The 11,906-nt window shown below is 62.5% G+C and carries 14 protein-coding genes; all 14 read left to right on the forward strand.

The genetic code is table 11. From position 1 onward, the window contains the following. The 14 genes from METLW4_RS0112200 (at position 1) to METLW4_RS0112265 (ending at position 11,902) form a co-directional block, all read left to right on the forward strand. Positions 1 to 519, forward strand: coding sequence for a hypothetical protein (locus METLW4_RS0112200; RefSeq protein ID WP_018266498.1), 519 nt, complete (start codon positions 1 to 3; stop codon positions 517 to 519). A 9-nt stretch (positions 520 to 528) separates the two neighbouring features. After that, the gene (locus METLW4_RS0112205; protein WP_018266499.1) at positions 529 to 1,059 is read left to right on the forward strand and encodes a hypothetical protein; all 531 of its coding nucleotides are present in this window, start codon (positions 529 to 531) and stop codon (positions 1,057 to 1,059) included. 96 nt (positions 1,060 to 1,155) lie between these two features. Beyond that, positions 1,156 to 1,368 carry a hypothetical protein gene (locus METLW4_RS0112210; protein ID WP_018266500.1) on the forward strand — a complete coding sequence of 71 codons (213 nt, stop codon included), beginning with the start codon at positions 1,156 to 1,158 and terminating at the stop codon, positions 1,366 to 1,368. After that, complete coding sequence (locus METLW4_RS0112215; RefSeq protein WP_018266501.1) at positions 1,365 to 2,069, forward strand: SAM-dependent methyltransferase; 705 nt, start codon at positions 1,365 to 1,367, stop codon at positions 2,067 to 2,069. Before METLW4_RS0112210 ends, METLW4_RS0112215 begins: the two co-directional genes overlap by 4 nt. Continuing rightward, on the forward strand, positions 2,018 to 2,731 hold the full coding sequence (locus tag METLW4_RS0112220; protein ID WP_198290191.1) for a DNA cytosine methyltransferase: 714 nt from the start codon (positions 2,018 to 2,020) through the stop codon (positions 2,729 to 2,731). Before METLW4_RS0112215 ends, METLW4_RS0112220 begins: the two co-directional genes overlap by 52 nt. Continuing rightward, positions 2,728 to 3,642 carry a hypothetical protein gene (locus tag METLW4_RS0112225; protein WP_026191460.1) on the forward strand — a complete coding sequence of 305 codons (915 nt, stop codon included), beginning with the start codon at positions 2,728 to 2,730 and terminating at the stop codon, positions 3,640 to 3,642. Before METLW4_RS0112220 ends, METLW4_RS0112225 begins: the two co-directional genes overlap by 4 nt. Continuing rightward, entirely contained in the window at positions 3,639 to 5,081 is a 1,443-nt protein-coding gene (locus METLW4_RS0112230) for a replicative DNA helicase (protein ID WP_018266504.1), read from the forward strand. Before METLW4_RS0112225 ends, METLW4_RS0112230 begins: the two co-directional genes overlap by 4 nt. After that, on the forward strand, positions 5,075 to 6,217 hold the full coding sequence (locus tag METLW4_RS27045) for a DUF1376 domain-containing protein (RefSeq protein ID WP_083919265.1): 1,143 nt from the start codon (positions 5,075 to 5,077) through the stop codon (positions 6,215 to 6,217). The genes METLW4_RS0112230 and METLW4_RS27045 overlap by 7 nt, the downstream gene beginning before the upstream one ends. A gap of 208 nt (positions 6,218 to 6,425) precedes the next feature. Beyond that, entirely contained in the window at positions 6,426 to 6,992 is a 567-nt protein-coding gene (locus METLW4_RS0112245; RefSeq protein ID WP_157235092.1) for a hypothetical protein, read from the forward strand. 152 nt (positions 6,993 to 7,144) lie between these two features. Continuing rightward, positions 7,145 to 8,167 carry a hypothetical protein gene (locus METLW4_RS27810; protein WP_157235094.1) on the forward strand — a complete coding sequence of 341 codons (1,023 nt, stop codon included), beginning with the start codon at positions 7,145 to 7,147 and terminating at the stop codon, positions 8,165 to 8,167. Positions 8,168 to 8,772: 605 nt separating this feature from the next. Next, positions 8,773 to 9,984 carry a DNA modification methylase gene (locus tag METLW4_RS0112250; RefSeq protein WP_051079673.1) on the forward strand — a complete coding sequence of 404 codons (1,212 nt, stop codon included), beginning with the start codon at positions 8,773 to 8,775 and terminating at the stop codon, positions 9,982 to 9,984. Positions 9,985 to 9,988: 4 nt separating this feature from the next. Further along, positions 9,989 to 10,471 (forward strand): hypothetical protein, encoded by a 483-nt coding sequence (locus METLW4_RS24770; protein ID WP_018266509.1) that lies wholly within the window; start codon positions 9,989 to 9,991, stop codon positions 10,469 to 10,471. An 82-nt stretch (positions 10,472 to 10,553) separates the two neighbouring features. Continuing rightward, positions 10,554 to 11,693 (forward strand): DNA-packaging protein, encoded by a 1,140-nt coding sequence (locus METLW4_RS0112260; RefSeq protein WP_018266510.1) that lies wholly within the window; start codon positions 10,554 to 10,556, stop codon positions 11,691 to 11,693. A gap of 23 nt (positions 11,694 to 11,716) precedes the next feature. Further along, on the forward strand, positions 11,717 to 11,902 hold the full coding sequence (locus METLW4_RS0112265) for a hypothetical protein (RefSeq protein ID WP_018266511.1): 186 nt from the start codon (positions 11,717 to 11,719) through the stop codon (positions 11,900 to 11,902). Positions 11,903 to 11,906: the final 4 nt, after the last annotated feature.

Below are 11,906 nucleotides of genomic sequence, written 5' to 3' on the forward strand. Positions count from 1 at the left end.
ATGACCGAAGAGGCGGCGACAAAGGTCGCGAACACGAAACAGATGATCGCTCTCGCGAAGGCATTCAACCAATCGAAAACCAAGGTGGCGTCGATCAACGGTGAAATCGGCGAACGCATCGCCAAAGCCGTGGAGAACGGCAATCTGCACGCCAAGGCGTTCAAATTCAATTGCGGCCTCGCGCGGATGTTCGAAAAGGACGACCTCAAAGCGCGTGAATTTTGGCGCAGCCTGATCCTCTATCACGAAGAGTTCGAAAAGAACGGCCTCTTCGGCGAGCAGCACGTCGGCGACATCGAGGAGCTTGCGCGCAAAGCCGAGCAGGACGAGCGCGACGCCGAGATCGCGCAGCTGGAAGCGAACGGCAAAGCGATCATGGAAGGGATCAAGCCGCTCCACGGCGCCGACGCGGAGTTCGACGATTCGACCGCCACGAAGCCCTCTCGGCGACGGCAGAAGTCGGAGCCGGCTCCCGAGCCAGCCGCCGAGGAAATTCCCGGCAGCTACCGCTATCAGTGAGGTTTTCAAGTGCGGATCGCAGCGCTCGACATCGCGACGGTTTGCGGATTCGCCTTCGGCGACGCCGGTGCGATCCCGCAATCCGGTAGCGTTCGCCTGAAGCGCCCCGGCGAGCCTCCCGAGATCGCCGCATTCAACATGCGCGCATTTCTGCGCGACCGCTTCACGCTCGAGCGCTTCGATATGCTCGCGATCGAGCACTTCCTCAATCCCGCCGCACAGAAATCCGCCGACGCAGTCATCCTGCAGATCATGTGCTTCGGTGTCGCCGTCGCCGAGGGCATGGCGCGCGGAATGCGGATCGAGGCACCCTATCCATCGACTGTCCGAAAGCACTTTCTCGGGCGCGCGAACATGGGCGAGCGCAAGGAGACCAAGGCGGCCGTGCTCAATCGGGCCAAGGCGCTCGGCTACGTCCCGCGCGATTGCTGCGACGATAACAGGGCGGATGCCTGCGCCCTCTTCGACTACGCGGCCGCGACCTACGCGCGCGTGCCTCCGCGCGATCTCGTTTTCTTCGGGGAAGCCGCCAATGTCTAATTGCTCTTGCGGCACGCAGCAAATCGGCGGCCTGAAGGCACTGATCGATGATGCGCGCAATTCTGGCGCCCGCCAAGCGACGCGCGCGAGGGCGGCATGAGCGCGACCCTCATCCAGCAAATCGAGGAAATCCAGCTCATCATCATCGGCGGTGAAGACTGGCTCGAGCGCGCGCAGAGCAAGAACTTCAAACGCTCGCCCGAGGCGATTGAGCGCCGCGCCCAGCGGCTAGTCGTCCAGGAGGCCATTCTCGACACGCTGACTCGACTGCGAGAGGCCGAAGGGCCTCGGAAGGCAGCGCGGCCATGACCAAAGCACCCGCCCGCGCGCGCAACAGTCACGTCTGGGAGCGTGACAAATTCGACCATTACGTAGAGCCGGAATGGATCGGAAATGCTCTGTTTGGCGCGCTCGACCTCCCGGTCGGAACTGTCGTGCTCGATCCGTCTTGCGGGTGGGGGCGACTCCTGCGCGGAGCCCAAACGGCAGGGCTCTATGCGCTGGGGTCCGACATCGTGCCGCGTTGGAACGACAAGGAGGCCGTGAATTTCCAGACAGTGCGAAATGATCGCGGCGTCCTGTGCCTTCGCCCTTCGCTCGTCCAGGCAGATTGGTTTGCCAGCGGCGACGACTGGTGTCCGAGCACGGCGCCAGGCTGGAGAGAGCCGCAGGTCGTCGCATCGAATCCGCCATACGACCGCGCCGAGGAATTCCTCGAGTTGGCCCTGACGCGGGCGACGATGATGGTCGTGCTGATCCTGCCGTTGCGCTGGATCGCCGGAGATCGCCGTACAGCGCGACTCGAAACGTCCCCGCTCTACAAGCTCATGCCGATCTGCCCTCGTCCATCTATGCCGCCAGGGAGCGCCATCGCCTCCGGGACGAGGGTCGAGGGGGGAAAGGTCGATTTTGGCGTCTTCGTCTGGCTGAAGGGATATCGCGGCGCGCCGCAAATCGAATGGCTGCGGAAGCCGGCGGTGGCACGTGGTCGGCGGGTGCGTTCGGCATGACAAGGCCACTCGCCCTCGATCTCTTCTGTTGCGCCGGAGGCGCCGCAATGGGCCTGTATCGCGCGGGCTTCGACGTGATCGGCGTCGATATCGTCCCCCGCCCGCGCTACCCATTTCGCTTCGTCCAGGCGGATGCGCTGCGGCCGCCATTCGATCTGCGGAGCTTCGATTTCATCTGGGCGAGTCCGCCATGCCAACGCTACTCGCTCGCGACGCTGAGCCGCGGGCGCGCCGAGGAGCATCCCGATCTGGTCGGGCCGACGCGGAACATGCTCGAGGCTTCGGGCCGGCTTTTCTGCATCGAGAATGTCCCCCTCGCGCCGCTGCGCCGCGATCTGGTGCTGACCGGCGAGATGTTCGGGTTGAGCACATATCGCAAGCGCGCGTTCGAGATGAATTTCTTCGTTCTGGCGCCGCCGCCGGGCGCGCCCTTCGGTCCGGAATCGCGGCCGGGAACCTTCACGATCGCCGGGCATACGGGCCACACGAGCCATAAGACCAGGAACAAGGGCGTCGATCGCGGCACTCGTGAGGACTGGCAACGGGCCATCGGCATCGACTGGATGACCGTCTGGGAGATGGCGCAGGCGGTGCCGCCCGCCTATTCCGAGTTCATCGGCCGCCGTGCGCTCGCCGCGCTGCGTGCGGAGGAGGCGGCATGAACGCCCGCAACCCCGAGACTACAACAGCCCTCTTTGCGCTCACCTCGCAGCAATCGCCCACGCCACGCGCACGACGGGGCGGCTGGTCGTGGGGACCAGTCGAAGGCGCGAAGTTGCGCGTTCTCTCGCTCGGCGCCGGCATCCAATCGACAACGCTTGCCCTCATGGCCGCACAGGGCGAAATCGGCCCTATGCCGGACTGCGCGATCTTTGCTGATACAGGCGACGAGTCAACGCCGACCCTTGAGACGGTCGCATGGCTCTCGTCGGGGAACGTGTTGCCCTTCCCAATCCATCGCGTAAGCGCCGGCCGAAAAATCAGCGACGACATTCGCCTTCGGGCGACCGAGGGCCCGGGCGGCTCCCGCCGATTCGCCAGCGCGCCGTTTTTCACGGGCAATGGGGGCCGGGGTCGGCGGCAATGCACGCGAGAATTCAAGATCGAGCCAATCGAGAAGGAGCAGCGGAGGCTCGCCGGGTATCTTCCGCGCCAAATCATGCCAAAGGGCACAGTCGAGGTGTGGATCGGAATCTCTCTCGATGAAGTGGTTCGTGCCGGAGCCGCGTTCGCGCGCTGGGCTGTTCATCGTCATCCGCTGCTCGAAAAGCGCATGACGCGCCAGGATTGCGTGGCATGGCTGCGCCGCCACGACTATCCCGTGCCCGAAAAGAGCGCATGCATCTTCTGTCCGAACCGGACAGATTTCGAGTGGCGTCGCCTTAAGGAGCGCGACCCGGCCAGCTTTGCGGCCGCAGTCGAGATCGATGCGCTATGCCGCCAGGCTCCAGGAATGCGCCATCAAGAGTTCGTGCATGCGTCGCGCCGTCCCCTCGCCGAAATCGACTTTTCGAGCGCGGAGGATCGCGGCCAAGGGATGCTCGATATCTGTGAAGCGGGGTGCGGCCTATGAACGCCCACGCGCCTGCCCTAGACGCCGCCCTCCCGATCTGCCTCGAGGCCGAGCAAGCTCTCCTCGGCGCACTGCTCCTCAACGAGCACGCGCTCGCCAATGTCGGCTTCCTGGAAGCTCGTCACTTCGGCGAGGAGCTTCACGCGCGAATCTACTCGAGCATGCTCGAGCTGGCGGGCGCCGGACGCAAGGTCTCGCTCATCACCGTCGGGGCGCAGCTGGCCAACCTGCAATTGCCCGAGGGCGCGCCGCCGCTGCGCGCCTATCTCGCGACCCTCGCCCGAGAGGCGACCACGATCGCGGACGCCCCCGGCTATGCCGAATTGATCGTAGACGCCTGGGCGCGGCGCGAGCTAATCGCGCTTGCCCGCGCAGCCTCCGACTCTGCTCGCTTTTCCGGGACCGGCCGCCTGCAGGCGACGCTCGACGAGCTGGACGCGCAGATTATCACCCTGCGCAATGCCGGGCAGATCGGCGCGGAAGCCGAACGCACAACCCTCGGCGCGGGCCTCGCGGACGTCATTCGAGAGGCGGAAGACCGCGCGGCCGGCAACGCCCGGATCATCCCCTCGACGGGCTTCGTCGACCTGGACCGAGTCATCGGCGGCGGCTATCGCGCGGGTCGCCTCTATGTCGTCGCCGGCAACCCAGGCGCAGGCAAGACCATTTTCCTCGTCGCCAGCGCGCGGCGCGTGGCCCGGTTGCGGGACGATCGTCCACAATTCGGGGTCGACATCTATTCGCTCGAGATCGATCGCCGCGAGCTCGCTGCCCGCATGGCGGCCAACGCGATGGCCGCAGGCGTGGCGCCGCTCGCCTACAGCGACATTCTCGCCGGCGCGCTCGACGAGCAAGCGGTCAACCGGCTGCGCAAGGTTGAGGAGCGATTCAACGAATTCGCGGTAACGATCGACGCAACGCCCGGCCTCACGATCGAGCAGATCGAATCCCGCGCCAAACGCACGAAGCAGCGCCTCGAGCGCGCCGGCAAGACGCTCGACGTCGTGTTCATCGACTATCTGCAGATCATGGGCTTCGGCGATCGATATCGCGGCAGGAAGGTCGACGAGATCGGCGAAGTGACGAAGGGCGCGAAGGCGATGGCGAAACGCCTAGAGGTCGCCGTCGTGCTTCTCTCCCAGCTCAGCCGCGAGAACCAGAAGCGCGACGACAAGCGGCCACAGCTGTTCGACCTGCGCGACTCGGGTTCGATCGAACAGGACGCCGACGTCGTGATCGGCCTGCACCGCCCCTCCTACTATGACCAGCGCGATCCGAAGGTGCTCAACGGCGACGCAGAGGCGTGCGAGCGCGCGGCGGCCCGGGCGAACGACCTCGAGGTGATCCTCATGAAAAACCGGCTCGGGCCGACGACGACAGTCCATCTCTATTGCGACGTCGCGCGGTCGTTCCTCGACAATGGAGAGCGGAAATGGTGACCACCACCCCTGCCCCTCTCGTGCCGCCGGACGTCGATCTACGCGACTTCGCCTTCATGCCGCTCGACGTTGTGCGCCTGCGCGACAGCGACATCTCGGCCAAAGCGACAGCCGAAGAGTTCCGCTGCGCAGTACTGCTCTGGTGCGCCTCCTGGCACCAGGTGCCCGCGGGGAGCCTACCGGACGATGATGCGATCTTGTCCAATCTCGCCGGCTTCGGGCGCGCGGTCGGCGAATGGAAGAAGCACCGCGACGGCGCGCTCTGGAAATGGATCAAGTGCAGCGATGGGCGGCTCTACCATCCCGTTGTCGCAGAGAAGGCGGTCGAGTCGTGGCAGGCGAAAAAGCGCCAACGTGACAGAACGGAAGCAGCGCGCGCCGCGAGATTGTCGCAGAGGCCATCCTCGCCAGTGACGATCGATGTAACTGAACAAACACCGCGCGCGGCGCAATCGTCACAGACGCCGAGCGAGCCAGTGACAAACTCTGTAACAGAGAGGAAAGCGCGCGGCGAGCGACTGTCACAGACCCACGCGGACGATGTGACAGCGGTTGTTACAAGCTCCAAGGGACAGGGACAGTACAAGGGACAGGGAGAAATAGATAATCTCCAAGCACAGCGCCCTGTCCCCCGCGCGCCCGCGGAATCGGATCGTCCTGCAGCCGAACGGCCGCCCGACCCCGGCGCTGCGCCCGCAAGAGCCGAACTCGATCGCGTCGAGGACGCCTGTCGCGCTGCGCTCGGCGTAGCGCAGCCGCAAGACCTCGTCATCGGTCCGATGGTCGAAATCGTTCGGAAATTCGGGCAAGAGCGCGTCTCGCTGTGCCTCGCCTCCGAAGCCCGGAGACCCCGCGAGAAACCGATTCGGACCTGGAAAATCTGGGCGCGGATCGTCGTGGAATCGCTCGGCTCCGGCGCTTTTCCAGCAGGACCGGTCGAGCGCCTGATCCCGCTCGGCTTCGGCGGCGTCGAAATGCCAGAGGCGAATCTCGCCGCCGCGATCGAACGCTGGCGCCGCGCCCCCGTCTCGTGGATGCGGAACGTCTGGGGTCCGCCGCCCGATGAGAGCGGGACCATTCGGAAATTCGCTGCGGAGCGAGGAATCGAGCTGACGAAAATCGAGGATGCGGCATGAGCGCCCCGCAGAGGGAGTTCCCGGTTCGACGCTGGTCCGCCGAGCGCGTCCGGCTCGAGATGCGGCGCGCTATCCCTGGTCCCGGCGGCAGTGCGCTGCCCGGTCCGAAGTTCCGACGTGACGTCGTCGTGTGGCGGCGTGGTGGCGATCGATCTGCGGTCTCGATCTCGAGCCCGGCATGGACAGAGATGGTTCGGAGGGCGGCATAATGGCGGCGCAGCGCAAGAACTACGGGCGATACGATCACGTCGAGGAGGCTGTGCATCCCGGGCCGGCGCTGCCGCGCGCGCCGAAGCGCATGAAAGGGAAAGTCGAAATCGTCGTCGCTGCCGTCGACGACCCGAACCCCGTCGGTGCCGAGAAGCTGCGGCGCCAGCGCGTTGCTGTGAATGTCGCGCGCGACACGTTGGAGCGCGAATACGCCTATGGGCGCATTACCCGCGAACAATACGACGCCGGACGGTTGTTCGAGCGCGTGCTTGAGGCCGCGCGGATTGGCGGCAGGTGTGCGTCGACTGAGCGGATCGGCGGCGTGGGAGACCATGAGGCGATGATCGCGAAAGCGATGGATCGAGCAGTGGCGGCCGTCGATTTTGAGATGAAGGTACGATCTGCGTGTGGGGGGAGAGCGACGCTTATCCTGCGCGCGATTTTGGGGGAGGGGCAGACATTCACGCAAATCGCATCAGCTGAAAGATTGGGAGCAACGAGAGGGAAAGCATCGATTGCACATGAGTTTAGGAGTGCGCTTACAACGCTCGCGAAGCTGGTATGACGAGATCGCGCATCTCTCATCATGAGAAATTTTTACGTCTGTGGCTTTTTTGCGACACCTAAAGCTGTGGCATTGTAGTAAGATGTCGCACCTGCGTGTTTTGCACAGCGATGTGACACGTTGCTATTTCAATGCTTGTCTTGGAGATAGTTATGAAGAATAAAGCGTGGCCAGTGTCGCTTTTGATGTCGATTTCGTTGAGCGCATGCGCTTTAGACCCATTTACGCTCGACGACCCATCGACATTTGCGGAGCTTTCCCCAGACCTTCCTACCGTTGTTAAATCACTTCGCTGCGAAGTAACAACATTTATTGTTGAAAACAGACTACGAAGCCAAATATGGCATGACATTTTAACAAAATCTGGAACGTCAATTAACGAATCGGATGCAGACCACGCAAGCTCTATTCTGAGAGATTATCCGTACATTGAGATTGATAGCAAACAATTCGCTGCAATAGGATTCGATGTTAAGAATATCACAAATTTAGGCATAAATATCCAAAACGACTGGAAACGACCTCACCTAAATATTTCTCGGACATTCCACATCGGCCCAACATACTCTGATACAAGAACATTCGAGTATGCACCTCCAATGGCAATTGCACAGGTGGCCGATCTTGGCCCAGGAAAGAACTTTTATAAACCGGGAACACCCAAAATACCTCCAGCATCAGCATATACAGGAGCATATTTTTATCACCCTACTACAGATGAACATTTTTATTGTTATAAATCACTCGCATATTCAAACTCTAAAACGCTATTCGACGCCGCAAATGAGATTCAACAACTTGTAGAACACACAAAAAGCTACTCACAATACGCACAATTTCAACGAATATACGTCGGAGAACGAACGCTTGCTCACTGGCTACAAGACAAAGCCGCCGATCTTACCAAAAATAGACATACAATGTTTCCGACACCCGAAAGCATAGCCATAGGACAGATATATTATACTTTTACGTTGGACGCAAAGCCCGGAATTGATGCAAGATATACATTAACAGCGACGGTTATAAACCCATTTATTCCCGACATATCTGGAAGTCTAGAGCATAGCATGATGTTTTACGTAACATTGAACACTCCTGACGCTGCAATCTCGCTAGGCGCCAAGCAAGGCAACGCATGCAATAAAGAGGTCAAGGATGCAAAATGCAAGTAGCGGAGAGCTTGCAATCAAGGCGGCGCGTTGCCAAATGAACCACTAACATGCGGAGGACTCGTAATGAGAGCCGTTATAATCGCTGTTTTGATCGTGGGTATCAGCTCTAATGCATTTGCACAGGCGATGGTCGCTCCCCCGCCTGCGGAAGCCGTCAGCCCGAGCAACGCAACGCAGCAAAGCGTTCCGTCAAAATTGGGAGGCACGTCCTCCACGGAAGGTAGCGGGCGTGACATAGCGAACAAGTCGTTTCACAACGGTGGTCAAAGACTGAAGACGACGGTCCCCTATTCAGTGGGTGTTCCTTCTAACTGAATCCACCCAGAGTCGGTCGATACCGCGCCCACATTCTTGACATGGGAGCTAAAACGAGCGATCTTGTTAGCGACAAATTTTGCGCCCGGAGCTGGAAACAGTGGCCGGGCGTTATCGTTTCCGCCTCCCAAATCCCCGAAAATCCCAATTCTCCAGCCCTGAAAAGGGACGGGAGCCGGGGCGCGCCAACGCCCCAAGCCGCGAGTCGTAACCTCGCATGACCGAAAGCCGGCCGGACATCCGGTCACCCCGCCACCGTGCGCGACGGCGGGGAAACTTGGCTCATCGTCATGCAAAATTCCGTTACCGACCTGGCCGTCGAGGCTTGGCCGATCGAACGCGTGCGTCCGTATGAGGGCAATCCGCGCATCATCCCCGAGGCCGCGATCAAAAAAGTTGCGGCGTCGATCGAAACCTACGGCTGGCGCCAGCCGCTCGTCGTCGACAAGGAGGGCGTGCTCGTCGTCGGCCATGCTCGCCTGCTCGCGGCGAAGCGCCTGGGCCTCACGCATGTTCCGGTCCATGTCGCGGCGGACCTGACGCCCGAGCAGGCGCGCGCCTATCGTCTCGCCGATAACCGGACGGGCGAGGAAAGTCGCTGGAACCCGGACGCTCTGAAATTCGAGCTGTCTTCCCTGGGTGAGATCGGCTTCGACCTGACGCTGACAGGATTCGATCTTCCCGAGATGACGTTTTTGGAGCGCCCTGTGCGCGACAGCAAAGCGCCGAAGGGCATCGGGAAGAGAGCAGTATCTACCGTGGCGATCGGCGAGATATCTCGCGGCGAGGTCTGGCGCCTTGGCGAGCACCGGCTCTTGTGCGGGGATTCAACAGATGCTGCCGATGTTGCGCGCCTCCTTGACGAGGAGCGGCCAACGCTGATGGTGACCGACCCGCCCTATGGCGTCGATTACGACCCAAGCTGGCGAGTGCGCGCTGGACAGTCGAAAACAACGCGCACCGGAAAGGTGTCCAACGACGATCGAGTCGACTGGCGAGAGGCCTGGGCGCTTTTCCCCGGCGATGTCGCGTACGTATGGCACGCTGGTGTCCACACGCACACGGTCGCGGAAAGTCTGCTCGCTGCGTCATTCGAACTTCGGGCTCAGATCATCTGGGCGAAGCCGCATTTCGCTTTGAGCCGCGGCGACTATCACTGGCAGCATGAGCCCTGCTGGTACGCCGTCCGACGGGGCGCAAAAGCTCGGTGGAGCGGCGGCCGGGATCAATCGACCCTGTGGCACCTCGGAGGCGTCGGCGCGCCGGACAGCACCACCTCACATGGCACGCAGAAGCCGGTCGAGGCGATGAAGCGGCCGATCCTGAACAATAGCCGGCAGGGCGATGCGATCTACGAGCCTTTCGCTGGGAGCGGCACGACATTCATTGCGGCGGAGATGAGCGGGCGGCGCTGCTTCGGAATGGAGCTCGACCCGAAATATTGCGCCGCGGTCATTTTGCGCTGGCAAGAATTCACGGGACGCTTCGCGGAGCGGGACTGACAGAATGGCGAAAACTGGCCCCAGGCCGCTCGAGTTCAATGAGGAGACTCGCCGACAGGTCGAGGCCTTCGCCGCCTACGGCATTCCGCAAGAGGACATGTGCAAGCTGCTCCTCAATCCGCGGACAGGCCGGCCGATCGACCTCAAGACGCTGCACAAGCACTTCCGCGTCGAGCTCGACACCGGCATGGTGCGGGCAAACGCGAAGGTCGCCGAGTCCCTCTTCCGCCAAGCCGTCGGCGCGGCCGCGCAATACGACGCCAACGGCAAGCTGATCCGCGCCGAGCAGACGCCTGTCGTCTCCGCCGGCATCTTCTGGGCCAAGGCGCGCATGGGCTGGAAAGAATGCGACGTGCATGAGTTCACGGGGAAGAATGGTGCCCCGATCGAAGTCGACGACGCACGATCCAAGCTCGCTGATCGCCTCGCTCGTCTCGCTGCCGCCGGTACAGCGCGCGAAGGTTCTGGCGAGCCTCAGCCCGAGTGAGGCGCGGGCTCTCCTCTTCGATTGGTGCGCCTGGGCGCGGCCCGAGCAGCTCGCTCCGCCTGGCGATTGGTCCTATTGGCTGGTGCTCGCCGGGCGCGGCTTCGGAAAGACGAAGACCGGCGCCGAGTGGGTCCGAGCAAAGAAGGAGACATGCGGACGACTCGCGCTCGTCGCGCCCACCGCCGGCGACGCGCGCGACGTCATGGTCGAGGGCGAGTCGGGAATTCTCGCCTGCTCGCCGTCGTGGGATAGGCCGCACTACGAGCCGTCGAAACGACGCCTGACCTGGAAGAACGGCGCCATCGCGACGCTCTATTCGGGCGAAGACCCCGAGGCGCTGCGCGGCCCGCAATTCGGCGCCGGCTGGGCCGACGAGCTGTGCGCCTGGCAGTACGCGCAAGACACCTGGGACATGCTGCAGTTCGGCCTGCGCCTCGGACAAAACCCTCAATGCGTCGTAACCACGACGCCGAAGCCGATCCAGGTTCTGAAGGACCTGCTCGCCAACCCCGCGACCGTCGTCACGCGGGGTTCGACCTACGACAACCGCGCCAATCTCGCGGAAGGGTTCTTTCGGCAGATCATCAGCCGCTACGAGGGAACGCGTCTCGGTCGGCAGGAACTGAACGCCGAGCTGCTCGAGGATATCCCCGGCGCGCTGTGGAGCCGGAAGGTTATCGATGACACGCGAGTCCGCTCCTATCCCGACCTCGCGCGCGTCGTCGTCGCGATCGATCCGCCGACGACATCAGGCGAGAAGGCGGACGAATGCGGAATTGTCGTCGCAGGCCGCTGCGCCGACGGGCATGGCTATGTGCTGGCTGACCATTCGTCGCACGGCGATCGGCCGGCGGAATGGGCTCGGCGCGCGGTGCTGGCCTATCAGATGTTCAACGCCGACTGCGTCGTTGCCGAGGTCAACCAAGGCGGCGAGATGGTCGAGGAGATCGTGCGTCAGGTCGACCCGACAATTCCATTCCGCGCCGTGCACGCGACGCGCGGCAAATATGTCCGCGCCGAGCCTATCTCGATGATCTACGCGCAGGGCCGCGTGCATCACGTCGGATCGTTCTCAAAGCTCGAGGATCAGATGTGCGCCATGACGCCGGACTTCGACGCCGACGAGGCTGGCTATAGCCCAGACCGTCTCGACGCGGCCGTGTGGGCGTTGACCGATCTCATGACCGGGCATCGGTCGGAGCCGAGGATTCGCCGGCTGTGACCGGCATTATTGGAGAGCGAAGCATGTCGCAGGAATTGAAGTTCAAGCTGAAGCAGATCGTGAAGCTGGTCGAGTCCGGCGAGACCGGAACGGTCGTCGGGCGCGCCGAATTCGACTATTCGAATCCGAGCTATCTCGTCCGCTACAAGGCCGGCGATGGTCGACAGGTCGAGAGCTGGTGGACCGAGAGCGCTCTCGCGGCTGCGTGATCTG

The organism is Methylosinus sp. LW4 (assembly GCF_000379125.1).
In the GTDB taxonomy this organism is placed as follows: domain Bacteria; phylum Pseudomonadota; class Alphaproteobacteria; order Rhizobiales; family Beijerinckiaceae; genus Methylosinus.

Excerpts from the sequence above, each read along its gene's own strand:
- METLW4_RS0112200 (WP_018266498.1), top strand. The coding sequence starts at position 1 with ATGACCGAAGAGGCGGCGACAAAGGTCGCGAACACGAAACAGATGATC.
- METLW4_RS0112210 (WP_018266500.1), top strand. The coding sequence starts at position 1,156 with ATGAGCGCGACCCTCATCCAGCAAATCGAGGAAATCCAGCTCATCATC.
- METLW4_RS0112215 (WP_018266501.1), top strand. The coding sequence starts at position 1,365 with ATGACCAAAGCACCCGCCCGCGCGCGCAACAGTCACGTCTGGGAGCGT.
- METLW4_RS0112220 (WP_198290191.1), top strand. The coding sequence starts at position 2,018 with ATGGCTGCGGAAGCCGGCGGTGGCACGTGGTCGGCGGGTGCGTTCGGC.
- METLW4_RS0112225 (WP_026191460.1), top strand. The coding sequence starts at position 2,728 with ATGAACGCCCGCAACCCCGAGACTACAACAGCCCTCTTTGCGCTCACC.
- METLW4_RS0112230 (WP_018266504.1), top strand. The coding sequence starts at position 3,639 with ATGAACGCCCACGCGCCTGCCCTAGACGCCGCCCTCCCGATCTGCCTC.
- METLW4_RS27045 (WP_083919265.1), top strand. The coding sequence starts at position 5,075 with ATGGTGACCACCACCCCTGCCCCTCTCGTGCCGCCGGACGTCGATCTA.
- METLW4_RS0112245 (WP_157235092.1), top strand. The coding sequence starts at position 6,426 with ATGGCGGCGCAGCGCAAGAACTACGGGCGATACGATCACGTCGAGGAG.
- METLW4_RS27810 (WP_157235094.1), top strand. The coding sequence starts at position 7,145 with ATGAAGAATAAAGCGTGGCCAGTGTCGCTTTTGATGTCGATTTCGTTG.
- METLW4_RS0112250 (WP_051079673.1), top strand. The coding sequence starts at position 8,773 with ATGCAAAATTCCGTTACCGACCTGGCCGTCGAGGCTTGGCCGATCGAA.
- METLW4_RS24770 (WP_018266509.1), top strand. The coding sequence starts at position 9,989 with ATGGCGAAAACTGGCCCCAGGCCGCTCGAGTTCAATGAGGAGACTCGC.
- METLW4_RS0112265 (WP_018266511.1), top strand. The coding sequence starts at position 11,717 with ATGTCGCAGGAATTGAAGTTCAAGCTGAAGCAGATCGTGAAGCTGGTC.